Annotated in this window: 23 protein-coding genes; 8 read left to right on the forward strand and 15 right to left on the reverse strand. The window is 61.8% G+C overall.

Annotated elements, in window-relative coordinates:
• Positions 1 to 31: 31 nt before the first annotated feature.
• Complete coding sequence (locus tag F753_RS45235; RefSeq protein ID WP_003299644.1) at positions 32 to 547, forward strand: DUF2062 domain-containing protein; 516 nt, start codon at positions 32 to 34, stop codon at positions 545 to 547.
• A gap of 6 nt (positions 548 to 553) precedes the next feature.
• Here F753_RS45235 and F753_RS45240 read toward each other — a convergent pair whose 3' ends face one another.
• From F753_RS45240 to F753_RS45250, 3 genes are read right to left on the reverse strand one after another with little or no spacing between them, the layout of a single operon-like run.
• Positions 554 to 1,798 carry a lipoprotein-releasing ABC transporter permease subunit gene (locus F753_RS45240; RefSeq protein ID WP_031298331.1) on the reverse strand — a complete coding sequence of 415 codons (1,245 nt, stop codon included), beginning with the start codon at positions 1,796 to 1,798 and terminating at the stop codon, positions 554 to 556.
• Positions 1,798 to 2,496, reverse strand: coding sequence for a lipoprotein-releasing ABC transporter ATP-binding protein LolD (lolD, locus tag F753_RS45245; RefSeq protein WP_003299646.1), 699 nt, complete (start codon positions 2,494 to 2,496; stop codon positions 1,798 to 1,800). Before lolD ends, F753_RS45240 begins: the two co-directional genes overlap by 1 nt.
• Positions 2,497 to 2,503: 7 nt before the next feature.
• Entirely contained in the window at positions 2,504 to 3,751 is a 1,248-nt protein-coding gene (locus F753_RS45250) for a lipoprotein-releasing ABC transporter permease subunit (protein WP_023446734.1), read from the reverse strand.
• 36 nt (positions 3,752 to 3,787) lie between these two features.
• On the opposite strand from F753_RS45250, the gene F753_RS45255 reads away from it, so the two are divergent.
• Genes F753_RS45255 through F753_RS45265 form a run of 3 tightly spaced genes read left to right on the forward strand, consistent with a single transcriptional unit; the run spans position 3,788 to position 5,454 of the window.
• Positions 3,788 to 4,423, forward strand: a complete 636-nt coding sequence (locus F753_RS45255) for a PilZ domain-containing protein (protein ID WP_003299648.1) — start codon at positions 3,788 to 3,790, stop codon at positions 4,421 to 4,423.
• Positions 4,424 to 4,426: 3 nt separating this feature from the next.
• Positions 4,427 to 4,735: a hypothetical protein gene (locus F753_RS45260; protein WP_023446735.1), complete on the forward strand. Its 309-nt coding sequence runs from the start codon at positions 4,427 to 4,429 to the stop codon at positions 4,733 to 4,735.
• The gene (locus F753_RS45265; protein WP_023446736.1) at positions 4,732 to 5,454 is read left to right on the forward strand and encodes a glycerophosphodiester phosphodiesterase; all 723 of its coding nucleotides are present in this window, start codon (positions 4,732 to 4,734) and stop codon (positions 5,452 to 5,454) included. The genes F753_RS45260 and F753_RS45265 overlap by 4 nt, the downstream gene beginning before the upstream one ends.
• 145 nt (positions 5,455 to 5,599) lie before the next feature.
• On the opposite strand, the gene sthA is transcribed toward F753_RS45265, so the two are convergent.
• The 10 genes from sthA to F753_RS45315 form a co-directional block, all read right to left on the reverse strand.
• Positions 5,600 to 6,994, reverse strand: a complete 1,395-nt coding sequence (gene sthA, locus F753_RS45270; RefSeq protein WP_003299651.1) for a Si-specific NAD(P)(+) transhydrogenase — start codon at positions 6,992 to 6,994, stop codon at positions 5,600 to 5,602.
• Positions 6,995 to 7,159: 165 nt separating this feature from the next.
• The gene (nqrM, locus tag F753_RS45275) at positions 7,160 to 7,387 is read right to left on the reverse strand and encodes a (Na+)-NQR maturation NqrM (protein ID WP_003283705.1); all 228 of its coding nucleotides are present in this window, start codon (positions 7,385 to 7,387) and stop codon (positions 7,160 to 7,162) included.
• Complete coding sequence (locus tag F753_RS45280; RefSeq protein WP_023446737.1) at positions 7,384 to 8,307, reverse strand: FAD:protein FMN transferase; 924 nt, start codon at positions 8,305 to 8,307, stop codon at positions 7,384 to 7,386. Before F753_RS45280 ends, nqrM begins: the two co-directional genes overlap by 4 nt.
• A gap of 130 nt (positions 8,308 to 8,437) precedes the next feature.
• Positions 8,438 to 9,664, reverse strand: a complete 1,227-nt coding sequence (gene nqrF / locus F753_RS45285) for an NADH:ubiquinone reductase (Na(+)-transporting) subunit F (RefSeq protein ID WP_172602804.1) — start codon at positions 9,662 to 9,664, stop codon at positions 8,438 to 8,440.
• A gap of 12 nt (positions 9,665 to 9,676) precedes the next feature.
• On the reverse strand, positions 9,677 to 10,285 hold the full coding sequence (gene nqrE, locus F753_RS45290) for an NADH:ubiquinone reductase (Na(+)-transporting) subunit E (RefSeq protein WP_014820916.1): 609 nt from the start codon (positions 10,283 to 10,285) through the stop codon (positions 9,677 to 9,679).
• Complete coding sequence (locus tag F753_RS45295; RefSeq protein ID WP_172602757.1) at positions 10,285 to 10,959, reverse strand: NADH:ubiquinone reductase (Na(+)-transporting) subunit D; 675 nt, start codon at positions 10,957 to 10,959, stop codon at positions 10,285 to 10,287. Before F753_RS45295 ends, nqrE begins: the two co-directional genes overlap by 1 nt.
• Positions 10,956 to 11,750, reverse strand: a complete 795-nt coding sequence (locus F753_RS45300; RefSeq protein WP_014820917.1) for a Na(+)-translocating NADH-quinone reductase subunit C — start codon at positions 11,748 to 11,750, stop codon at positions 10,956 to 10,958. Before F753_RS45300 ends, F753_RS45295 begins: the two co-directional genes overlap by 4 nt.
• Positions 11,743 to 12,954 carry an NADH:ubiquinone reductase (Na(+)-transporting) subunit B gene (locus tag F753_RS45305; RefSeq protein ID WP_023446738.1) on the reverse strand — a complete coding sequence of 404 codons (1,212 nt, stop codon included), beginning with the start codon at positions 12,952 to 12,954 and terminating at the stop codon, positions 11,743 to 11,745. Before F753_RS45305 ends, F753_RS45300 begins: the two co-directional genes overlap by 8 nt.
• 3 nt (positions 12,955 to 12,957) lie before the next feature.
• A complete protein-coding gene (locus F753_RS45310) occupies positions 12,958 to 14,295 on the reverse strand; it encodes a Na(+)-translocating NADH-quinone reductase subunit A (RefSeq protein WP_031298333.1) in 1,338 nt (445 codons plus the stop codon).
• Positions 14,296 to 14,629: 334 nt separating this feature from the next.
• Complete coding sequence (locus F753_RS45315) at positions 14,630 to 16,081, reverse strand: glyceraldehyde-3-phosphate dehydrogenase (protein WP_003299659.1); 1,452 nt, start codon at positions 16,079 to 16,081, stop codon at positions 14,630 to 14,632.
• Positions 16,082 to 16,239: 158 nt separating this feature from the next.
• On the opposite strand from F753_RS45315, the gene mfd reads away from it, so the two are divergent.
• From mfd to F753_RS45335, 4 genes are all read left to right on the forward strand, one after another.
• Positions 16,240 to 19,686 carry a transcription-repair coupling factor gene (gene mfd / locus F753_RS45320; RefSeq protein ID WP_031298334.1) on the forward strand — a complete coding sequence of 1,149 codons (3,447 nt, stop codon included), beginning with the start codon at positions 16,240 to 16,242 and terminating at the stop codon, positions 19,684 to 19,686.
• Complete coding sequence (locus F753_RS45325; protein WP_023446741.1) at positions 19,687 to 20,205, forward strand: CsiV family protein; 519 nt, start codon at positions 19,687 to 19,689, stop codon at positions 20,203 to 20,205.
• 73 nt (positions 20,206 to 20,278) lie between these two features.
• Positions 20,279 to 22,609 carry a DEAD/DEAH box helicase gene (locus F753_RS45330; protein WP_023446742.1) on the forward strand — a complete coding sequence of 777 codons (2,331 nt, stop codon included), beginning with the start codon at positions 20,279 to 20,281 and terminating at the stop codon, positions 22,607 to 22,609.
• Between the two features lie 145 nt (positions 22,610 to 22,754).
• Positions 22,755 to 23,321: a hypothetical protein gene (locus F753_RS45335; protein WP_023446743.1), complete on the forward strand. Its 567-nt coding sequence runs from the start codon at positions 22,755 to 22,757 to the stop codon at positions 23,319 to 23,321.
• 37 nt (positions 23,322 to 23,358) lie between these two features.
• On the opposite strand, the gene sugE is transcribed toward F753_RS45335, so the two are convergent.
• Positions 23,359 to 23,679: a quaternary ammonium compound efflux SMR transporter SugE gene (gene sugE / locus F753_RS45340; protein WP_014820923.1), complete on the reverse strand. Its 321-nt coding sequence runs from the start codon at positions 23,677 to 23,679 to the stop codon at positions 23,359 to 23,361.
• A gap of 314 nt (positions 23,680 to 23,993) precedes the next feature.
• Positions 23,994 to 24,857 (reverse strand): aldo/keto reductase, encoded by an 864-nt coding sequence (locus F753_RS45345; RefSeq protein WP_023446744.1) that lies wholly within the window; start codon positions 24,855 to 24,857, stop codon positions 23,994 to 23,996.
• Positions 24,858 to 24,860 lie beyond the last annotated feature (3 nt).

Here is a 24,860-nt window from a genome sequence, read left to right on the forward strand (position 1 = left end):
TCGCCGGGCTGCAGCCTGCCAGAGAACCTTCATGCCGCGTCGCTTTTTCAAACGCTACATGCCGCACCCCGATCGCATCAAGACTAACAAGTCCCTGCGTTTTCTCGGCGCGCTGATTCACGATCCCAATCTCTGGCATCTCAATAGGCACTCGGTGGCGCGAGCCATGGCTATCGGCCTGTTTTGGGCGATGATTCCGATGCCCATGCAGATGCTCGCGGCGGCCGTCTGTGCGCTTCCCGCGAGAGCCAATCTGCCCATCGCGGTAGGTTTGGTCTGGCTGACCAACCCGCTGACCATGCCTCCGGTGTTCTATTGCAATTACAAGGTCGGAACCTGGCTGCTGGATACACCGGCCTCTGACATGCCGGCAGAATTGAGCCTGGCCTGGGTAAGTCACATGCTGCAGCACAACTGGCAGCCGCTGTATCTGGGCTCGCTGGTTTCGGGCGTCGTTTTCGCCATTCTCGGCTACGTTCTAACTCAGGCTTACTGGCGCTGGTGGGTCGGGCGCAGCTGGCGCCGGCGGCAGAACGGCCGGCGCTAACGGCCATCACTCGTAGCGCAGTGCCTCGGCCGGCTGGGTCTGCGCGGCTCGCCATGCCGGATAGAGCGTAGCCAAGAAGCTCAAGGTCAGCGCCGCGACCGATACCAGCACGACGTCCTCCAGACGCAGCTCCGATGGCAGGGTGCTGATGAAGTAAACGTCGGAACTAAAGATATGCTGGCCTGACACTTTTTCCAGCCAGGCCACCAGAGCACTTACGTTCAGCGCACCGAGTACGCCCAGAATCACGCCTATCACGGTGCCACTGAAGCCAATGATGCTGCCCTGAACCATGAAGATCGACATGATCTGCCGTGGAGTCGCGCCAAGCGTGCGCAGAATCGCGATATCGGCTCGCTTGTCGGCAACGACCATGATCAGCGTCGCAATGATATTGAAGGCAGCCACCGCAACGATCAGCATCAACAACAGGCCAATCATGGTCTTTTCCATCTTCATCGCGCTGAATAGGCTGCCCTGCGTATAAGACCAGTCCTCCACGCGGTAGCCATCACCGAGCATTTCAGCCACCTGCGCTGCCACTTCCGGCGCCCGATACAGGTCGCTCAGCTTGAGCCGCACGCCCTGCACCTGCTGCGGCGCCCAACGATGGATCTGCGCAGCATCGGCGCGGTGGATCATCCCCAGGCTGCCGTCCAGATCGGCGCCCACCTTGAATACGCCAACCACATTCAGCCGCTGCATGCGAGGCGTGACTCCACCGGGCGAGGAACTCACTTCCGGCACGATCAGTGTCAACTTGTCGCCCAGCTTCAGACCGAAGCGCCGGGCGGTCATCAAGCCGACGATGACGCCGAACTCACCCGGTTTCAGCGCATCCAGACTGCCTCCGACCAGGCGATCACCGACGATGGATACATCCGCCTCAGCCTGCGGATCGATACCGCTGATCTGTATCGGCTGCATGCTGCCCTTGAATGACAGCATGCCTTCGAGCTGGGTGACGGGTGCGCTGCCGACAATCTGAGGATGCGCCGACAGGCGCGACGCGACGGCCTGCCAGTCGTCCAATGGCTGATCACCAATGACGGTGGCGTGGGACACCATCCCGAGAATGCGCGAACTCATCTCGCGCTGAAATCCGTTCATCACGGACAGGACCATGATCATCGCCAACACGCCAAGTGCCAGGCCGATCAGCGAGGTCAGGGAGATGAACGAGATGAAATGGTTGCGCCGCTTGGCACGGGTGTAGCGGCTGCCGATAAAGACACTCAGAGGCCTGAACATCATTCGACCACCAGACGTCCGTCTTCCAACCGCAGGATCTGATCCATCTGCGCGGCAAGCTGACGGTCATGGGTAACCACCAGGAAGGCGGTCTGCAACGACTTGCTGAGCTCCAGCATGAGGTCCTGGATGCCTTGCGCCGTGTGATGGTCAAGGTTTCCGGTAGGTTCGTCGAGCAGTACCAGCGCCGGCTCGTTCACCAGCGCCCGTGCAATCGCCACACGCTGGCGTTCACCGCCAGAGAGCTCCGCCGGCTTGTGCTCGAGGCGATGCCCGAGTCCGACACGCGTCAACAGCGCAGCGGCCTTCTGCCGCGCTTCCGGGATCGGCGTCCGCCCGATCAGCAACGGCATGCAGACGTTCTCCAGTGCAGTGAATTCGGCGAGCAGGTGATGGAACTGGTAAACGAAGCCCAGCGCGCGGTTACGCAATAACCCGCGATCCTTTTCGTTGAGCGCCGAAAGCTCCTCACCGGCCAGCCAGACACTGCCCTCACTGGGCGTATCCAGCCCGCCAAGCAGGTTCAACAGGGTGCTCTTGCCCGAGCCGGAACTGCCGACGATGGCGACGCGCTGCCCCGGGAACAACTCGAGTTGCAGGCCGGACAGCACTTCCACCGACTCCGGACCCTGCTCGTAGCGTTTGCCAAGATTGCGGCAGCTCAGCACCGCGTGCTTTTGCGAAGAAAGCTCGTTCATAACCTGTTCACTCATAACGTAGCGCCTCTGCCGGCTGGGTGCGCGCAGCGCGCCAGGCCGGATACAGGGTCGCGAGGAAACTCAGGACCAGCGCGGCAACACAGACCTGGATGACGTCGGCCGCCATCAGCCGTGACGGCAGATAGTCGATGAAATAGACGTCGGCGCTGAGAAACTTGTGTCCGATCAGGCGTTCCAGGGCAGCGATCCAGCTGCTGACATTGACTGCCGCGAACATGCCCAGCAGCGCCCCGACCAAGGTGCCGACGACGCCGATCACCGTACCCTGGACCATGAATATCGCCATGATCTGTTTCGGCGTCGCGCCCAGCGTGCGAAGGATGGCGATGTCGCCGCGCTTGTCGGTTACTACCATCACCAGCGTCGAAATGATGTTGAACGCCGCCACCGCCACGATCAGCAGCAGCAACAGTCCGATCATGGCCTTCTCCATGCGAATCGCCTGGTACAGGTTGCCATGGGTGCGGGTCCAGTCACGGGAATAGAAATCGTCGCCGAGCTGGCCGGCCAGCTCCCAGGCAATGCGGGGCGCCTGGAACAGGTCGTCGAAACGCAGACGAACCCCCTGGACCTTGTCCGGCTTCCAGCGCTGCAGCCGTGCTATGTCAGCGATGTTCGCCAGCGCAACGTAGCCATCGATCTCACCAGCTCCGACATGAAAGATTCCGGTCACGGTAAAACGCTTCATGCGCGGGAACATCCCCGCTGGAGTCACGGTGACTTCGGGCGCCACGAAGGTGATCTTGTCCCCCACGCCGACACCGAGCTTGGTCGCAGCCTTGTCACCGATGACGATGCCGAACTCGCCTGCGGCGAGATCGTCCAGCGAACCCTCGCGGAAAAACTGATCGATGATCGAAACCCGCCGTTCGGCCTCGGGATCCACTGCGTTGATCAGGATTTTGGTCACCTGCCCCTGATGGGTCAGCAACCCCTGGCTTTGAATGAAAGGTGCCGTCGCCGCGACCTGGGGGTGCCCTTCGAGGCGCTTCCCAAGTGTCTGCCAGTCGCCAATTGGCGTCGGGCTTTCGATCGTCGCATGCGGCACCATGCCCAACACGCGGGTACGCATCTCGTGATCAAAGCCGTTCATCACGGAAAGCACGACGATCATCACCAGCACACCCAGGGCGAGCCCGATCATGGATGTCAGGGAGATGAAGGAGACGAAGAGGCTACGACGTCTGGCGCGGGTGTAACGCGCGCCGATAAAGACGGACAGCGGTCTGAACATAAGATCGACGGGTTCGCTGGCGGGGGAAAAAACAACATGCAGCTGACGTCACCGCGGGGCCTGATACACTCTGGCCATTACTGCATCCCGGGTATCGCCATGCCGACACAAGACACTGAAGAACGCCGCGAATACTACCGTATCGAGGATCGTGTGGCACTGGAAATCATCCCGGCCGGCCAAGGCCAGGAGGCCGACGCAGCGCCCCTACCGCCGCTTTTCAGCCTGCTCGGCGAGCTGCACCAACTTGATTTCGAAGCGCAGCATTTGTTGCGGCAGATTGCCGAGAGCAATCGCACGCTGGCCAATTACCTGAAGGTGCAGAACAAACGAATCGAACTCCTGGGCCAGGCACTGGCGCAGGATCTGCTGAAGGATCAGGGCGCACCGCAGCCGGTGATATTGTCCGAAGGCGGTATCAGCTTCGCCAGCGAGCAGCCCAAGGCTGAAGGAGAGGGGCTCACACTGAAGCTGATTCTGCTGCCCCAGGGGCTTGGCCTTGTGCTGGCCGCGCGGGTCATCTACTGCACGCCGATGGATGACGGGCGTTACGATATCGGCACAGAGTTCGAAGCGTTGACTGATGCACAGCGACAGTTGCTCGCACGACATATCCTGCAGAAACAGGCGCTGGAGCGGCGCCTGGCCCTGGAAAGCCTGCAAGGAGATTGACCGATGCGCCGCCTGGCGACTCTGCTGCTCGTACTGACATTCAGTCCACCCCTGTTCGCCGAAGACATTCGGATACCTGTTGGCCAACAAGGCCTGCCGGAAATGACCATGCCTAGTCGTGGCGACTCGAAGAACCAGGTTCTGGACCGCTTCGGCCTGGCCGATGAAGAGCGACCCGCCGTCGGCCAGCCGCCGATCACCCGCTGGGATTACCGGGAGTTTTCCGTGTACTTCGAAGGCGACCGGGTGATCAACAGCGTGCGCCATCATCAACGCACCCCATCACCCCCTAAGGAAGACTTGCAACCGTGACACTCATCTACGGCCATCGCGGCGCCAAGGGCGAAGCGCCAGAAAACACCCTGGTGAGCTTCGAGCAATGCCTCCAGCACGGCGTGCGCCGCTGCGAGCTGGATCTGCATCTTTCCCGCGACGGCGAATTGATGGTCATCCACGACCCGACACTCAAGCGCACCACCGGTCGCCGGGGAAAAGTCGTGCAACATGATGCCGACGAGCTTGCGAACTACGACGCCCGGGAAGGCGGGCCTGGCTGGAAGACACCCTGCCCTATTCCGAGGCTGAGCGAGCTGTTCGAAAAATGCGATTTCGAGCACTGGCAGCTTGAGGTCAAGAGTGCTTCACGGGTGCGCGCCGCGCGTACGGTCATGGCGATCAAGGAGCTGGCCGAACAGCATCGGTTGCTCGATCGCATCACCGTCACGTCGAGCTCTCGTGAAGTCCTGCGTGCGCTGAACCGGCTAGCGCCGGAGATATCACGCGGGCTGGTAGCCGAGTACAACTGGCTAGACCCACTGAAGGTCGCCCGTCAATATGGCTGCAGCCTGCTGGCATTGAAGTGGACGCTGTGCACCCCGGAGCGTCTGGAAAAAGCGCGTAAACAGGGCCTGCATGTATCGGTGTGGACAGTCAATGAACCAGCCCTGATGCGCCGCCTGGCCGACCTCGGCGTCGACAGCCTGATCACCGACTACCCCGGCCTGGCTGTCAGTACGCTATCGCGATCCTGACAGCCAACACACCGCGGCACGATCCGGCAGCGCAGGCCGCTGCCGGATTCACCCTCACCTGATCAGAAGCTCTCCCGGTTAGGCCAATGCCAATCACGGGAGTCGCCGCCCTCTCCAGCCGCCTCAGGCCAGCGGCCGGAGCTGCTCAAAAAAGCCGGTTGAGCCCGTCGAACGCAGCGACGCGGTAGGCTTCGGCCATTGTCGGGTAGTTGAACGTAGTGTTGACGAAGTACTTGATGCTGTTCGCCGGCCCCTTCTGGTTCATGATCGCCTGGCCAATGTGCACGATCTCCGAAGCCTGATAACCGAAGCAGTGCACACCGAGCACTTCCAGCGTTTCGCGGTGGAAGAGAATCTTCAGCATGCCCACTGGCTCGAACGAAATCTGCGCCCGCGCCATGCTTTTGAAGAACGCCTTACCGACTTCATAGGGAATCTTCGCCTGGGTCAGTTCGCGCTCATTCTTGCCGATCGAGCTGATCTCGGGAATGGTGTAGATACCGGTCGGTACGTCATCGACGAAACGCCAGGAGTCATTCTCGACGATGCTGCCCGCTGCCGAGCGGCCTTGGTCATAAGCGGCACTGGCCAGCGACGGCCAACCGATCACATCGCCGGCAGCGTAGATATTGCCGATCTCGGTGCGGTAGTGCTCATCAACCTGAACCTGACCACGACTGTTGGCCTTGAGACCGATGTTCTCCAGACCGAGCTTGTCGGTATTGCCGGTGCGTCCGTTGCTCCAGAGGAATGCGTCTGCCTTGATCTTCTTGCCCGACTTGAGATGCAGGATGACGCCGTTCTCCAGCCCCTCGACCCGCTCGTATTCTTCGTTGTGGCGAATCAGCACGTTGTTGTTGCGCAGGTGATAGCTGAGCGCATCGGAAATCTCGTCATCGAGGAAGCTGAGCAGCTGCTCGCGGTTGTCGATCAGGTCGACCAGCACGCCCAGACCGCTGAAGATTGATGCATATTCGCAACCGATGACGCCGGCCCCGTAGATGATCATCCGCCGCGGCGTGTGACTGAGAGTAAGAATGGTGTCGCTGTCGTAGATACGCGGGTGATTGAAGTCGATATCAGCCGGTCGATACGGGCGCGAGCCGGTGGCGATGACGAACTGGCTGGCAACCAGCTTTTCCACCATGCCATTGAGGCAGACCACTTCGACGCTCTGCTCATCGGAGAAGCTGGCAGTCCCGAAGAAGGTATCGATGCGGTTACGCGCGTAGTAACTCGTGCGGGAAGTGACCTGCTTGCTGATGACCTTCTCGGCACTTTTCAGCACGTCCGGAAAGGAGAACCAGCGTGGTTCGCCGATCTGGCGGAACAGCGGGTTGGTGTTGTACTGCATGATCTGCCGTACCGAATGGCGCAAGGCCTTGGACGGGATGGTGCCCAGGTGTGTGCAGTTGCCCCCAACCAGCGGACGGTTATCTACCACGGCGACCTTGCGTCCCGCCTTGACGGCATTTATTGCCGCGCCCTCCCCGGCCGGACCGGAACCCAATACCACCAAATCGTAGTTATAGACCGCCATATACACTCCTGAAAACGCAGCGGGAGACGCCGCTGCTGTCAACGAATTCGCCGATGTCCAAGGACGCAAACCAGCCACTTCTTTCAAGCTCTGCGCGCGCCGTGCCCATCAGGAGCCCGGTCAGGCAAGCCCGCTCAGGGCTGCCTGGACGCGCAAAGGTTCACATCAACGCTTGGTGGCGTCGTAGGCGAGATCGGCGTTACCCGCGTTCTTCGCCTCGTTCACTTCTTCGCACTTCTCGCGGCTACCGCCACAGATGGAGCACTCCTTCTCGATGCCCAGATTGGCGATACCCCCGCAGGAACCCGCGATGGGCTTGCGGCCCATGATCACGCCGATGGCCATGCCGAATACAACAAGCAGCATCACCAGAAAAACCAGTAACCAAGTCATTGCTCTACTCCCGCACCGAACAGCTCGTCAAAAGCCTTGGTGCTCGTTGTTACGAAGCCTTGCCCCTCGCGCACGACGAAGAACGCGGCGATCGCATTACGCTCTGCCAGTGCCAGTCCCCGCTCGGGCCCCAGCACCATCAACGCGGTAGACAACCCGTCAGCACGCAAAGTCGATTTATCGATGACCGTCACCGCAGCGAGGTGATGCTCGATCGGTCTGCCGCTTTGCGGGTCCAGGGTATGTGAATAACGCCGGCCGTCCTGCTCGAAATAGTTTCGATAGTCGCCGGAGGTGGATACGCCCAGACCATCGAGCTCGACGATCTTCTGCGCAACCCGCTGGTCATCCCTGGGCGCTTCAATGGCTATGCGCCACGGTGAATCATCGGGCTTGCGGCCCTCAGCCTTGAGCTCGCCAGTGATCTCAACGAGGTAACTCTCTACGCCGAGCGCCTTCAAACGATCGACAACGCGATCAACCGCATAACCGGCAGCGATGCTGTTGAAGTCCAGCTGCAGCGCCACCGTCTTGCACAACTGATCGCCATCGATACGTAGATGCCGATGGCCGGTCAACGCCCGCGCCGCCTCGATATCCGCCGCGGATGGAACCTGCTCGGCACGACCTTGCGGACCGAAGCCCCAAAGGTTCAGCAATGGCTCGAGTGTAAGATCGAACGCGCCATCGCTGTCGGCCGATAGCTGATCGCCCGCTGCGACCAATTCGCGCACCGTATCCGGCATCGGCTCGCAGCTACCAGCCGGCAGCGCATTGAAGCGCTCGACGTCGGAATCGCTACGGTAGGTGGACAGCTGTTTATCGATGTCGCCGAGAATGGCCTCGACTTCACCGTGCAGCTCCTCCCTGGAGGGGACGTCGCCGCTGTTTACGTACTTGACGGTATAGGTACTGCCCATCGTTGGGCCGCTGATGACCTCAACCCTGTCCTGAAACAGACAGCCCGTCAGGGCTGCCGCGAGAGCGACAGCGATGACGGGCCGGAGGTACACGACAGCATGGAGAGCCTGCAGTGACGCTCGGGTCATGCTAGCCGCCGAAGTCGTCGAGCAGAATATTCTCCGGCTCGACGCCGAGGTCGGTGAGCATCTTGATCACCGATGCGTTCATCATGGGCGGGCCGCACATGTAGAACTCGCAATCTTCCGGAGCCGGATGATCCTTCAGATAGTTCTCGTACAGCACGTTGTGGATAAAGCCGGTCGGGCCATCCCAGTTATCTTCCGGCAGCGGATCGGACAGGGCCAGATGCCATTGGAAGTTCGGATTCTCCGCCTGCAACTGGTCGTACTCTTCCACGTAGAAGGCCTCGCGCATGGAGCGCGCGCCATACCAGAAGCTCATCTTGCGCTTGGACTTGAGACGCTTGAGCTGGTCGAAGATGTGCGAGCGCATCGGTGCCATCCCCGCACCACCGCCGATGAAGACCATCTCGGCGTCGGTGTCCTTGGCGAAGAACTCGCCGAACGGTCCGTAAACGGTGATCTTGTCGCCCGGCTTCAGGCTGAAGACATAGGATGACATCTTGCCCGGCGGAATGTCGTCACGGCCTGGCGGCGGTGAGGCGATACGGATGTTGAACTTCACCAGGCCACGCTCTTCCGGATAGTTCGCCATGGAGTAGGCGCGAATAACGGTCTCGTCGCACTTCGACACGTACTTCCACTGGTCGAACTTGTCCCAGTCGCCGCGATACTCTTCCTGAATGTCGAAGTCCCGGTAACGCACTTCATGCGGCGGGCACTCGAGCTGCACATAACCACCAGCGCGGAAGTCGACGTTCTCGCCTTCCGGCAGCTTGAGTGTCAGTTCCTTGATGAAGGTCGCGACGTTCGGATTGGACTCAACGGTGCATTCCCACTTCTTCACGCCGAAGACTTCTTCCGGCACTTCGATCTTCATGTCCGCCTTGACCGGGGTCTGACAGGACAGGCGCCAGCCTTCGCCCGCCTCACGACGGGTGAAGTGCGACTCCTCGGTGGGCAGCATTTCGCCACCACCGCTCTCGACGATGCACTTGCACTGCGCGCAGGTACCACCGCCGCCACAGGCGGACGAGAGAAAGATGTTGTTGGCAGCCAGGGTCTGCAGCAGCTTGCCGCCGGCGGGCACGGTAATGGTCCGTTCGCCATTGATTTCGATGGACACGTCACCGCTGGATACCAGCTTGGCGCGTGCAGCCAGGATGATCACCACCAGCGCAAGCACGATGGCGGTGAACATACCGATGGCGAGGAAAATTTCGTAACTCATCAGTTCGTCCCGTCCTTACAGCTGTACGCCAGAGAAAGACATGAAGCCCAGCGACATCAGTCCGATGGTGATGAAGGTGATACCCAAACCCTGCAACCCATCCGGAACATCGCTGTATTTCAGCTTCTCGCGAATACCGGCCAGCAAAGCGATGGCCAGCGCCCAGGACAGGCCGGAGCCCATGCCATACACCACGCTCTCGCCCAGGTTGTAGTCGCGCTCGACCATGAACAGCGTGCCACCCATGATCGCGCAGTTCACGGTGATCAGCGGCAGGAATACACCCAGCGCGTTGTAGAGGCTCGGCACATACTTATCGAGGGTCATCTCGAGGATCTGCACGATGGCCGCGATCACGCCGATGTAGCTCAGCAGACCGAGGAAGCTGAGGTCCACTTCAGGCAGTCCGGCCCAAGACAACGCACCGGCCTTCAGCAGGTAGGTATAGATCAGGTTGTTGGCAGGCACGGTGATGGCCTGCACCACGATGACCGCGATGCCCAGGCCGATGGCTGTTTCCACCTTCTTGGAAATCGCAATGAAGGTACACATGCCGAGGAAGAACGCCAGGGCCATGTTCTCGATGAACACGGCGCGGACGAACAGGCTGATGTAATGCTCCATTAGTAAGCCTCCTTGTTCGAGACTTGCGGCGCCATCTTGAAGGCAGGCTTCTCAACCTGCTCCTTCTTCCAGGCACGAATGCCCCAGATGAACAGGCCGATCAGGAAGAATGCCGAAGGCGGCAGCAGCATCATGCCGTTGGGCTGATACCAACCGCCGTCGTTGACCACCGGCAGAATGGTGTAACCCATCAGTTTGCCAGCGCCAGTCAGCTCGCGAATGAAGCCGAGTGCAATCAGCATGGCGCTATAGCCCAGACCGTTGCCGATACCGTCGAAGAACGACAGCATTGGCGGGTTCTGCATGGCAAACGCTTCCGCACGCCCCATCACGATGCAGTTGGTGATGATCAGACCGACGAACACCGAGAGCTGCTTCGACAGCGAGAACGCGTAGGCCTTGAGCACCTGATCCACCAGGATCACCAGCGAGGCGATGATCACCATCTGCACGATCATGCGGATCGAGTTGGGGATCTGGCTGCGGATCATCGAGATGAACAGGTTGGAGAACGCCACCACCAACGTCAGCGCGACAGACATCACCAGCGCCGTGTTCAGGTTGGAGGTGACCGCCAGCGCCGAGCAGATTCCGAGAATCTGCAGGCCAATGGGGTTGTTATTAAAGATCGGATTGAGCAGAACTTCTTTGACAGTGGGTTGCGACATGATCAAGCCTCCCCAGCGCGCAGATTAGCGATAAATGGACCGAAGCCGTTCTCGCCCAACCAGAAGTGCAACAGCGAGTTGACACCGTTGCTGGTCAGGGTCGCACCGGCCAGGGCATCGACCTGGTGGTCGGCTTTCGGGCTCTGAGGGTCGACACCGCCCTTGACGATCTGCACCGCCAGTTTGCCGTTGTCGTCGTACAGTTCCTTGCCGGGCCACATGCCGCGCCACTTCGGATTGTCGACCTCACCGCCAAGGCCCGGGGTTTCACCGTGCTGGTAGAAGCCGAAGCCGGCAACGGTATTCAGGTCACCCTCGACTGCCATGAAGCCATAGAGCGTCGACCAGAGACCGTAGCCACGAACCGGCAGGATCAGCGTATCGATCTCGCCCTCGCCCTGCCCTTCGACGATATAAACGGTGCTGTAACGCTCGCGACGCTTGATCGAGGCAATATCCTGCTCCCCAGGCAGCGCCTGGGACAGCGCAGGGTCCTTGGCAGCGGCGAGCGGATCGAAGGTCTTGGCTTCGAATTCATCGCTGAACTTGCCGGTTTCCAGATCGACCAGACGGGCGACGATGCGCTCGTTGAACAACTGCTTGACCTGATTACCGGACATGCCCGCCTCGCCCAGACCGGCGATCGCCAGGATGCTGCGCTGCTTGTCCAGCAGACGGTTTTCCTGCTGAGTCGGGCGAAGCGCCACGGCGGCGCCAGCCACGAAGATGGAGCACACCAGGCAGACCAACAGGGCTACCGTCAGCGTGCGAACGGTGGATTCTTTCTGACTAGACATTACGTGCCAGCCTCCGCTTGATATTGGCCTGAATGACGAAATGGTCAATCAGCGGCGCACACAGGTTGGCGAACAGGATCGCCAGCATCATGCCTTCCGGGAAGGCGGGGTTGACCACGCGGATCAGCACGACCATCACACCGATCAGGATGCCGAACACCCACTTGCCGGTATTGGTCATGGAGGCCGACACCGGGTCGGTCGCCATGAAGATCATGCCGAAGGCGAAGCCACCGACGACCATGTGCCAGTACCAGGGCATGCCGAACAGCGGGTTGGTGTCGGAACCGATCAGGTTGAACAGGAAGCTCAGACCGATCATGCCGAGCATCACACCGGAAACGATGCGCCAGGAGGCAATCTTGCTACCGATCAGGATCACGCCGCCGATGAAGATCGCCAGCGTGCTGGTTTCACCGATCGAGCCATGAATGGTACCGACGAAGGCGTCCATCCAAGTGATGCCGTTGTCGATCACGTTTTCGATGCCGCCGACGAAGCCGAGGCTCAGCGCAGTTGCGCCGGCATAGCCATCGACCGCAGTCCAGACGCCGTCACCGGACATCTGTGCCGGGTAGGCGAAGAACAGGAACGCCCGCGCAGTAAGCGCCGGGTTCAGGAAGTTCTTGCCGGTACCACCGAAGATTTCCTTGCCGATTACCACGCCGAAGCTGATACCCAGCGCGACCTGCCACAGCGGAATGCTCGGCGGCAGGATCAGGGCGAACAACACGGACGTAACGAAGAAGCCCTCGTTGACCTCGTGCTTACGGATCGAAGCGAACAGCACTTCCCAGAACCCACCGACGATGAAGGTCACCGCGTAGATCGGAAGGAAGTAGGCTGCGCCCTGGATGAAGTTATCCCAGAGACTGTTCGGATCGAAGCCCGCCAGTGCGCCGACCAGACCGAAGCGCCAGCCTTCTTGAGCTGCGAGCAGATCAGGGCTCTGCGCGAAGATCAGGTTGGCCTGGTAGCCGGTGTTCCACATGCCGAAGAACATCGCCGGGAAGGTACACATCCAGACGGTGATCATCATGCGCTTGAGGTCGATGCCGTCGCGCACGTGGGCCGTGGTCTTGGTGACGCTGCCGGGACGATAGAGGAAAGTGTCGGCCGCTTCGTAAAGCGCGTACCACTTCTCGTACTTGCCGCCTTTTTCGAAATGATGCTCGATCTTGTCGAGGAATGCGCGAATGCCCATGCCTTAACCCTCCTTCTCGATGCGGGTCAGATTGTCCCGCAGGATCGGGCCGTATTCGTATTTCCCGGCACAGACATAGCTGCACAGCGCCAGATCTTCTTCATCCAGCTCCAGGCAACCGAGTTTCTGCGCCACTTCGGTGTCACCCACGATCAGTGCACGCAGCAACTGGGTCGGCAGGACGTCCAGCGGCATGACCTCTTCGTAGTTACCTACCGGCACCATCGCCCGTGGGCTGCCGTTGGTGGAGGTAGAGAAGGCGAACTTCTTGCCGCCCATCAGCTTGGAGATATAGATGTTGAGAATCGAATGCTTGTCGACGCCCGGGCGCATGTAATGGAGCATCTCGCGCTCCTTGCCCTCACGCAGGCAGGAAACCTGCTGGTGGTAGCGACCAAGATAGGCGAACGCACCATGGGCGGTACGACCACCCAGCAGCGAGCCGGAAACGACGCGATTGGCTCCAGGTTGCAGCTCACCGGCGGTCAATTCGTCGAGGTTGGCACCGAGACGGGCACGTACCAGACGTGGCTGCTCGACAACCGGGCCGGCCAGGGCGACAACGCGCTCCACCGACAAACGCCCACTGGTGAACAGCTTGCCCACGGCAATCACGTCCTGATAACCGATGGTCCAGACGCTTTTGCTGGCACTTACCGGGTCGAGGAAATGGATGTGGGTACCAGCCAGCCCGGCAGGATGCGGACCGTTGAAGCTTTCGACCTGAACCTTGGCCAGGGACTCGCCTGGCAACGAGGCATTTGGCGCCTTGCACATGAACACCTTGGCCAGATTAGTCAGGACCTTGAGTCCGGCTTCAAAGGCTTCAGGCTGTTCAGCGATGATGATCGCCGGATCGGCTGCCAGCGGATGCGTGTCGATCGCGGTCACGAAAATCGAGGCAGGCGTGGCATCGACGGCCGGCACCTTGCTGAACGGGCGCGTGCGCAGCGCGGTCCACAGGCCTGACTGCTGCAGGTTTTCACGCACCTGCTCGCTGCTCAGACCATCCAGCTGGGCTAGCGAATAGCTCGTGAAGGTGACCTCTTCATCGCCCTCAAGGTCGATGACCACCGATTGCAGCACGCGCTTTTCGCCGCGGTGAACTGCACTGACGACACCGGCGCCGGGCGCGGTGTAATGCACGCCTTCGGACTTCTTGTCGGAAAAAAGGATCTGCCCCAGCTTAACCCGATCACCGACCTGAACAGCCATGGTTGGCTTCATGGTCGGATAGTCGAAGCCGACGACGGCGACGCTGCGCACGGGCCTGCCGGCCTCAATACGCTGCGCCGGCGCGCCGGCTATGGGCAAATCAAGCCCTCGTTTTATATTGATCATCGGTTTGCCTAACCACTGATTTTAGAAAGCTTTTTTGCAGGCCCAGCGGCATGGCGCAAAGTAGGATTGCGCCGCGCGCGCCAATACGTTATTGACGCGACACCATGTCGCGGACCCAGGTAAAAAATCCGCCCGATTATAGAGGTCGCAGACCTTGACTGACCACCCAAGCATTGCGGATTTTTGACTCGAAACAAGAGAAGCAAAATTAGCGGTGCACGAAATCGAGCCGACCGCTCGGCCGCTCAACCCCGGCAGCTCGCGCTATTACTTACCGCCCAGAAACGCGAAACGGGAGCCTCGGCTCCCGTTTCGATTTCACCGTCCGCGGCGTTTAGCGCGGGAAGGCTGGCGGGTTAACCCCTGCCATGTCTTCCATCACCCGCACGACCTGACAGCTGTAGCCGAACTCGTTGTCGTACCAGACGTAAAGCACGACACGGTTGTCGTTGCAAATGGTCGCTTCGGCATCCACCACGCCAGCATGGCGCGATCCGACGAAATCAGTGGATACAACTTCCTGAGAGTTGACGAAGTCGATCTGTTTCTGCAGATCCGAGTGCATGGCCATCTGGCGCAGGTACTCGTTGATCTCTTCGCGACTGGTGGCCTTCTCCAGGTTCAGGTTGAGAATTGCCATGGACACGTTCGGCGTCGGGACGCGGATCGCGTTGCCGGTCAGCTTGCCTTTGAGCACCGGCAGCGCCTTGGCTGCAGCGGTGGCCGCACCCGTTTCGGTGATCACCATGTTCAGCGCAGCGCTGCGACCACGACGACTGCCCTTGTGGAAGTTGTCGATCAGGTTCTGATCGTTGGTGTACGAATGCACCGTTTCCACGTGACCGTTGACAATGCCGTACTGATCGTTCACTGCCTTGAGCACCGGCACGATGGCGTTGGTGGTGCAGGATGCGGCGGAGATGATCTTGTCATCGGCGGTGATATCGCCATGGTTGATGCCATGCACGATGTTCTTCAGCTCACCCTTGCCCGGCGCGGTCAATACGACGCGAGCAACACCCGGGCACTTGAGGTGCTGACCCAGGCCTTCGGCGTCACGCCACTTGCCAGTGTTGTCGACAAGCAGCGCGTTCTCGATGCCGTACTGGGTGTAATCCACCGAGGACGGATCGTTGGAGTAGATCACCTGAATCAGGTTGCCGTTGGCGGTGATGGTGCTGTTCTCTTCGTCGATGGTGATGGTGCCATCGAAAGGACCATGCACCGAGTCGCGACGCAGCAGGCTGGCACGCTTGACCAGATCGTTGTCCGCGCCCTTGCGCACGACGATGGCGCGCAGGCGCAGGCCGTCGCCACCACCGGTTTTCTCGATCAGGATACGCGCCAGCAGACGGCCGATACGGCCGAAACCGTAGAGAACCACGTCAGTGCCTTTGTGACCAGCTGCGGCGTGACGCTTGTCGGCCACCTCAGCCAGCTCTTCACGGACGAACTGCTCGAGATTGCGACCGTTGCCCACTTCCTTGTACTTGGCGACCAGCTTGCCCAGGTCCACCGAAGCGGCGCCCAGGTTCATTTCGCTCATCGTCTTGAGGATCTGGAAGGTGTCGTGCACCGACAGCTCGGTTTCGTCGGCGATGCGGTGACGGGCGAAACGGTGTGCCTTGAGGATGGCGATCACCGAACGATTGATCAGGCCACGGCCGTAGATCGAAGTCACCACGTTGTTGTTGCGATACAGCTGACCAATCAGCGGAATCATCGCTTCGGCGAGCGCTTCGCGGTCAATCCATTCACCAAGACACTGGTCGGGCTTCTGAGTCACGGGCAGTTCCTTCCAACATGTAGGGGCTGAGAAAAGGGGCTACATTATGACGGCGCACCCTAGCGCCGGCAATCTGCAGCGGACGAAACACTGACAGCCAAGCGCCTCGATAGTTACAATCCCGGCGGCCTATTTTTTGATCGGAGCCACGCCCACTCGTGTCCGTCTTGCGCCTTCCCCCCCTGCCTGCCGCCAGCGGCAAGCAACATTGGGGCAATCTTCCAGGAGCTGCGCTAAGCCTGGCGATTGCCGAAGCATCCAGCAACGCCAAACGCTTCACGCTCCTGCTCACTGCCGACAGCCAGAGCGCCGAGCGCCTGCAGGAAGAACTCGCCTTCTTCGCGCCACAGCTGGCGGTATTGCATTTTCCTGACTGGGAAACGCTGCCCTACGACATCTTCTCGCCGCACCAGGACATCGTCTCCCAGCGCATTGCCGCCCTCTACCAGCTACCGGAGCTGAGCCACGGCGTGCTGGTAGTGCCAATCACCACCGCCCTACACAGGCTGGCGCCAAAGCGCTTCCTGCTGGGTTCGAGCCTGGTGCTGGACGTCGGGCAGAAGCTGGATGTGGAGCAGATGCGCCTGCGCCTGGAAGCAGCCGGCTATCGCTGCGTGGATACCGTGTACGAGCACGGCGAGTTCGCCGTGCGCGGCGCGTTGATCGACCTGTTCCCCATGGGCAGCCCCCTGCCCTACCGCATCGACCTGTTCGATGACGAGATCGAGACACTGCGCACCTTCGATCCGGAGAACCAGCGCTCGATCGACAAGGTCGAGTCGATCCGCCTGTTGCCGGCACGCGAGTTCCCCCTGAAGAAGGAGGCAGTCACCGGCTTCCGCGCGCGTTTCCGCGAACGTTTCGACGTCGATTTCCGCCGCTGCCCGATCTACCAGGATCTCTCCACCGGTATCACCCCGGCAGGCATCGAGTACTACCTGCCGCTGTTCTATGAAGAAACCGCGACGTTGTTCGATTACCTGCCCGAAGACAGCCAGGTGTTCTCCCTGCCCGGCATCGAGCAGGCCGCCGAGCAGTTCTGGAGCGACGTTCGCAATCGCTACGAAGAACGCCGCGTCGACCCCGAGCGACCGCTGCTGCCGCCGGCCGAACTGTTCATGCCGGTGGAAGACTGCTTCGCTCGGCTCAAGCTCTGGCCACGTGTGGTCGCCAGCCAGCAGGATGTCGAGCCTGGCATCGGCCGCGAACGCTTCACCGCGCAGGCCCTGCCGGAACTGGCAATCGAGGCCAAGGCGAGCGAACCGCTGGGCAAGCTGCGACGCTTCCTCGACGAATATGCCGGGCGTGTGCTGTTTACTGCCGAATCAGCCGGCCGCCGCGAAGTATTGCTGGAGCTGCTCGCCCGTCTGAAGCTGCGCCCGCAGGAAGTCGAAGGCTGGGAGGAATTCCTCGCCAGCCAGGAGCGTCTGGCGATCACCATCGCCCCGCTCGACGAAGGCCTGCAACTGGACGACGTCGCACTGGTCGCGGAAAGCCCGCTGTTCGGTCAGCGCGTCATGCAGCGCCGGCGACGCGAGAAGAGTCGCGACGGTGGCGAGAACGTCATCAAGAACCTCACCGAGCTGCGCGAAGGCTCGCCGGTGGTGCACATCGATCACGGTGTCGGTCGCTACCAGGGCCTGGTCACCCTGGAGATCGAAGGCCAGGCGCAGGAATTCCTGCTGCTGCAGTACGCCGAGGACGCCAAGCTCTACGTACCGGTCGCCAGCCTGCACCTGATCGCCCGCTATACAGGCAGCGACGACGCGCTCGCGCCACTGCACCGGCTCGGCTCGGAAACCTGGCAGAAAGCCAAGCGTAAGGCGGCCGAGCAGGTCCGCGATGTCGCGGCCGAGCTGCTGGATATTTACGCCCGCCGCGCCGCACGCGAGGGTTATGCCTTCAAGGACCCGCAGGTCGACTACGAAACGTTCGCCGCAGGCTTTCCGTTCGAAGAGACGCCCGATCAGCAGGCCGCCATCGACGCGGTACGCGAGGACCTGCTGTCGGCCAAGCCGATGGATCGCCTGGTCTGTGGTGACGTCGGCTTTGGCAAGACCGAGGTGGCCATGCGTGCCGCCTTCATCGCCGTCCATGGCGGCCGGCAGGTTGGCGTACTGGTGCCGACCACCCTGCTCGCTCAGCAGCACTACAACAGCTTCCGCGACCGCTTCGCCGACTGGCCGGTGCGGGTCGAGGTGATGAGCCGCTTCAAATCCGCCAAGGAAGTGCAGAGCGCCATCGCCGAACTGGCCGAGGGCAAGATCGACATTCTCATCGGCACCCACAAGCTGCTGCAGGATGACGTCAAGTTCAGCAACCTGGGCCTGGTCATCATCGACGAGGAACACCGTTTCGGCGTGCGCCAGAAGGAACAGCTCAAGGCATTGCGCAGCGAAGTGGACATTCTCACGCTGACCGCCACGCCGATTCCACGCACGCTGAACATGTCCATCGCCGGCATGCGCGACCTGTCGATCATCGCCACGCCGCCGGCGCGCCGGCTGTCGGTTCGCACCTTCGTCATGGAACAGCAGAACACCGTGATCAAGGAGGCGCTGCTGCGCGAGCTGTTGCGCGGCGGCCAGGTCTATTACCTGCACAACGATGTGAAGACCATCGAGAAATGCGCCGCCGACCTTCAGGCACTGGTGCCGGAGGCACGCGTCGCGATCGGCCACGGGCAAATGCGCGAGCGTGACCTCGAACAGGTCATGAGCGACTTCTACCACAAGCGTTTCAACGTGCTGGTGGCCTCGACCATTATCGAAACCGGCATCGACGTGCCGAGCGCCAACACCATCATCATCGAGCGCGCCGACAAGTTCGGCCTGGCGCAGCTGCACCAGCTGCGTGGCCGGGTAGGCCGCAGCCATCACCAGGCCTATGCCTATCTGCTGACCCCGACCCGCAAGGCAATGACCGATGACGCGCAGAAGCGCCTGGAGGCCATCGCCAATGCCCAGGACCTCGGTGCAGGCTTTGTCCTCGCCACCCACGACCTGGAAATCCGCGGCGCCGGCGAGCTGCTCGGCGAGGGTCAGAGCGGGCAGATCCAAGCGGTTGGCTTCACCCTTTATATGGAAATGCTCGAGCGCGCGGTCAAGGCGATCCGCAAAGGCGAGCAGCCGAATCTGGAGCAGCCGCTCGGCGGCGGGCCGGAAATCAACCTGCGCCTGGCAGCCCTGATCCCGGAAGACTACCTGCCGGATGTGCATGCCCGCCTGATCCTCTACAAGCGCATTGCCAATGCGGCCGACGAAGACGGGCTGAAAGAACTGCAGGTGGAGATGATCGACCGCTTCGGCCTGCTACCGGAACCGACGAAGAACCTGGTGCGCCTGACACTGCTCAAGCTGCAGGCGGAAAAGCTTGGCATTACCAAGATCGACGCAGGCCCGCAGGGTGGGCGCATCGAGTTCTCGGCCGACACCTCGGTCGACCCGATGGTGCTGATCAAGCTGATCCAGAGTCAGCCGAATCGCTACAAGTTCGAAGGCGCCACGCTGTTCAAATTCCAGGTGCCGATGGAACGCCCGGAGGAACGCTTCAATACGCTGGAAGCGCTGCTCGAGCGGCTGGCGCCCAATGAGCAAGGATCGTAGATGCCACTTCGCTATCTGGTCTTGCTGCTGACGCTGCTGGCGCCTCAGGCTCACGCCGAGGCGCTATATCGCGTCGAGCTGATCCTGTTTCGCCACGCCCCGCCACTGGAAGCCAGCCAGCACGCGCCCTACGACTGGGCCGATAGTGCGCAGGTGCTGGACAGGCGCGCCGAACGCCAGCCAGCCCTCGAGCACGTTGCCGCCAGGCTTACGCCGGACCAGGGCTACCAGGTACTGTTGCAACGCGCCTGGCAGCAAGCAGTCAGCGAAGATGCGCCGACCATTGCACTGCACCAGGGGCAACGCCATTTCGAGCACTACCCGATTCAGGGTCTGCTGAGGGTCAGACCTGGGCGCTATATGCAGACTGACATGACCTTCTGGGTGAACCGCTTCGGCGAGTACGGCCAGTTGCTCGCCAGCGAGCGCCTGGCGCAGCGGGTTCGCCTGGTCCCTGGCCGTCTGACCTACATCGACCATGACAGCCTCGGGCTGCTGATCGAACTGAAACCACTATGAGCATTTCGCGCCGATATCCGGCCCACAGCCGGCTGGCCCTCCTTGCCGCACTCCGGCACAGAGGGCCTGGCAGATGAGCCCTCCACTGGCACCTCGCGACGAACGGCTGATCGACGATCTGCCGCCCGTGCCGCTGCTCAGTCTCGGCAGTCATCTGGCGATCAACTACCAGCCGGGCAATCAGCGCATGGTCAGCGACCATCAGCACCGCGCCGGCCTGTCGTTTCTTTATGGGGACGCGCGCATCCACGGCAAGCGCGACGGCGAACGTGTCCGCCATCTGGTCGGCAACGAGCTGCAGCTGATCGCACGCCATCCTCAGGCCGAACAGGCACTGCGCAGACAACTTGAACAGCTGGGCTTCCGGCCGGCGCTGCGCCAGAGCCTGGCGCTGCCGAAGGAGTCGGCGGAGATGTTCCAGCTGCCCGGCGAAGATGCCTGGCTCAGGTTCGTTCAGGAGCAACTGCCCGAACTGCGCCGACAAGGCTGGCAGATCGATATCCATCCCGGCTTCGCCTACGACCTGACCGCCATCGACAGCTGGTACGCGCAGATCGACGAGTCAGCTGATGACGACTGGTTCGATCTCGATCTAGGCATCATCGTCAACGGGCAGCGCATCGGCATGCTACCGGTCCTGTTGCGGCTGATCCGCCAGAACCCTCAATTGCTCAGCCCTCGCGCCATCGCGCTGCGTAGCGATGAGGAGCAGCTGCGCGTGCAACTGGACCGGCCGGGACAACACGACAAGCAGGCGCTGCAGGTGACACTGCCGCTGGGGCGCATCAAGCCGATTCTGGCGACCCTCGGTGAACTCTACATGCGCGAACAGATGGATGGGCCATCGCTGCGTATGAGCAAGGCCGACGGCGCGCGCCTGGCTGGGCTCGACAGCCTGGCACCGCAATGGAAAGGCGGTGAACGACTGCGTGAGTTCGCCGGGCGCCTGAGGAACCCTGATATCAAGGCCTGCCCGACCCCAACCGGGCTCGCGGGCAAACTGCGGCCCTACCAGCAGCAGGGCCTGGTCTGGATGCAGACGCTGCGCGAGCTGGGTGCGGGCGGCATCCTCGGCGACGACATGGGCCTGGGCAAGACGCTGCAGAGCCTTGCACACATCCTCGCCGAAAAGCAGGCAGGACGGCTCGATCGTCCGGCACTGGTGGTGATGCCGACCAGCCTGATTCCCAACTGGCAGGACGAGGCCGGCCGTTTCGCCCCGCAGCTACGGGTATTGACGCTCAAGGGCAGCACCCGGCAGAAACACTTCGGCGAACTTGGCGAGCACGATCTGCTGCTGACCAGCTATGCGCTGCTGACGCGCGACATAGCCGCACTGCGTGAGCAGCCGCTGCACCTACTCATTCTCGACGAGGCGCAGCACATCAAGAACCCGTCCGGCAAAGCGGCCCAGGCCGTACGCGAAATGCAGACCCGGCAGCGCCTGTGCCTGACCGGCACGCCGCTGGAGAATCACCTCGGCGAGCTCTGGTCGCTATTCCACTTCCTCATGCCCGGGTGGCTTGGAGACGCCAAAAGCTTCACCCAGGAGTACCGCAATCCGATCGAAAAACACGGCGACGATGCACGACTGGCGCACCTGCGCGCCCGCATTCGGCCGTTCCTGCTGCGGCGCACCAAGGAACAGGTAGCCACTGAGCTGCCGGCCAAGAACGAGTTCGTCCACTGGGTCGAACTGAATGACGTCCAGCGCGAGGTCTACGAGACCTTGCGGCTGGCAATGGATCGCAAGGTGCGCGACGAGATCGAGCGCAAGGGACTCGCGCGCAGCCAGATGGTCATCCTCGAGGCGCTGCTCAAGCTGCGTCAGGTCTGCTGCGACCTGCGCCTGCTGAAGGGTGAGTCGGCACGAGCCGCACGCGGCAGCAGCTCCGGCAAGCTCGACAGCCTGCTGGATATGCTCGACGAACTGATGAGCGAAGGCCGACGGGTGCTGCTGTTTTCCCAGTTCACCTCGATGCTGGCGTTGATCGAGCAGGCGCTGCACAAGCGCGGCATCGAGTACGTCAAGCTGACGGGTGAGACCGATGATCGACGCACACCGGTCGAGCGCTTCCAGGCCGGCGAAGTGCCGCTGTTCCTGATCAGCCTGAAGGCCGGTGGCACCGGACTCAACCTGACGGCGGCGGATACGGTGATCCACTACGATCCCTGGTGGAATCCCGCTGCGGAGAACCAGGCGACCGACCGCGCCTATCGCATCGGCCAGGACAAGCCGGTCTTCGTCTATCGTCTTATTAGCCGCGGCACCGTCGAGGAGCGCATCCGCGAGTTGCAGGCGCGCAAGGCCGAACTCGCGGCCGGTGTACTCGAAGGTGCAGTCGACGGCAGCTTGCAGCTTGGCGAACGCGACATCGACGCCCTGCTCGCACCGCTACCCTGACGCTATAGCGGCATGCAAACTTGTGACACCGGCGAGTGCAGCAGTTTGCGCTTTGCCAGATCATCGCCACCTCGCTTACGTTTCCGTCCCGAGGCGCCCCGCCGCCTCCACGATCACTGGCATCGGTTACAAAAGGAACCGCACCATGAGTCTCTACGAGATCGCCTTTTCCGGCCAACTGCTCCCGGGCGCCAAGCTCGAGCAGGTCGAGGCCAACCTGACCAAGCTGTTCCAGGCCGACGCCCAGCGTATCGCGCTGCTGTTCTCCGGCCGGCGCATCGTGATCAAGCAGAATCTGGACTTCGCCGCGGCCGAAAAATATCGCCAGGCGATGGAGCGTGCCGGCGCGCAGGTAGAACTCAAACCGCTGCCCGTCGATGTGGAGGAAATCGAACTGGCGCCGCCTCCGGCATCGACGGCGACCAGCGCGGCCAGCACCGAGAGCAGCGCAGGAAAAACGAGCGACGCCCCGGCCACACTCAAGGTGACGCCGCGTGACGAATACATGGCAGCCTTCGCCGACGTCGAGGCACCGGACTTCGGCATTGCGCCGATCGGCGTCGACCTGCAGGACGCCCGGCCCGAGCCAGAGGCGCCGCGCGTGGACCTTTCTCAGTTCAGCCTTGCCCCGGTGGGCAGCGACATGGGCGAAAAGCCTCGCGACACCACCGCCGTGGTGCCGGATATCTCGCATCTGAAGCTGCAGGACTGACGGGCACACGTTCGGCAGTGAGCGCCGCAGAGACTCCTCAGGCGCTCAGCTTCAGACCAACCAGCCCAGCCAGCAACAGCAGCACGCTCACCAGCCGCGCGGGCGAGGCGCTTTCGCCGAAGATGAGAATGCCCAGCAGCACGGTACCCAATGCGCCGATACCGACCCAGATGCCGTAGGCGGTACCCACCGGCAGAACCTGCATGGCACGCGCGAGCAGGAAAAAGCTGCCAGCCATGGCCGCTATGGTGAGCACGCTGGGTAGCGGGCGGGTGAAGCCTTCGGAAGCCTTGAGGCCAATGGCCCAACCCACTTCCAGAAGGCCGGCTACGATCAGCATGATCCAGGCCGAATGCATGACGATGACTCCATCAACTGCAGGGCCGTCCCCGCACGATTCGACATGCCAGCGGGTCGTCCCGCGGCGGACGCGACCCTAGCACAGCAGCGCACTGTTTTGGACCACGCACAGCAGCAGCTGATCGCCGCCGCGAAAGCGCGGGCACGATCAAGCGTGGAACGTTGGTGTGTCGAATGGGAAGTGCCTAGCGTGGTCCCATCGCGAATGCCAAGCGGTGGATGGGTGAAGCGTCATCCACCCTACAAACCTCGCGTAGGGTGGAAAACTGCGAAGCATCTTCCACATTGGATGGCGGACAGATGAGCCCCTGCCTACGCCACCTCATGCCCGCGGGCCGCTTCGCTCAGGTAGAACCAGGCGGGACGGTCCAGCTCTAATTCAGCGCCCAGCATTGCCTCCTCGATCCGTACCCAGCGCAGGCTGCCGAGGATCGGCAACGGGCGGCCGGGCAATTCCCGAAGCCAGGCCAGCGCCACCTGATTGGCCGTTGCGCCCAGATCGGCGGCGACCTCACTGAGTGCGCTGCACAAGCGCTCACCAAAGCGTCCTCCGCCCATGGGCGACCAGGCCAGCACTTGCAGACCCGCGGCCTGCAAGGCATGCAAACCGCCGTCCCATACCCCTTGCTGGGCCTGCAGCGAAAGTTCGATCTGGTTGCAGCGCAGCGGCACGCGCTGCGCCAATGCCTGGCAATGCAACACCCCGGCGTTGGAGAGCCCGACCCAGCCGACCTTGCCGCTGGCGATCAGCTCGTTCAGCGTGTCGGCCACCTCGTCGACCTGCAGCAGCGGGTCCGGACGATGCAGCAGAAAGCCGTCGAGCCGCTCGACACCCAGCCGCGTCAGGCTGCCGTCCACCGCCTTGCGCAGATAGCGAGCACTGGTGTCGTAGTGCTTGACCCGCCAGCGCGAACAATCCTGCCCGGCCGGTACGATGTCGGCCTTGCCGATGATCTGCAGGCGCTGGCGCAGCCCCGGTGCCTGACGCAGGGCCGCGCCGAAGTGCGCCTCGCAGCGCCCGCCAGCATAGATATCGGCATGGTCGAAACCGTTCAGCCCGCGCTCGACGCAGCGTTCGATGAACGCCAGCAGTGCCTGGGGTTCACCCAGCTCGGGGTATTCCAGCAGGCGCATCATGCCCAGCAACAGCGGCTGGGCGAGCACGGGCGAGGCCATGGC

Source organism: Stutzerimonas chloritidismutans AW-1 (assembly GCF_000495915.1).
In the GTDB taxonomy this organism is placed as follows: Bacteria; Pseudomonadota; Gammaproteobacteria; order Pseudomonadales; family Pseudomonadaceae; genus Stutzerimonas; species Stutzerimonas chloritidismutans.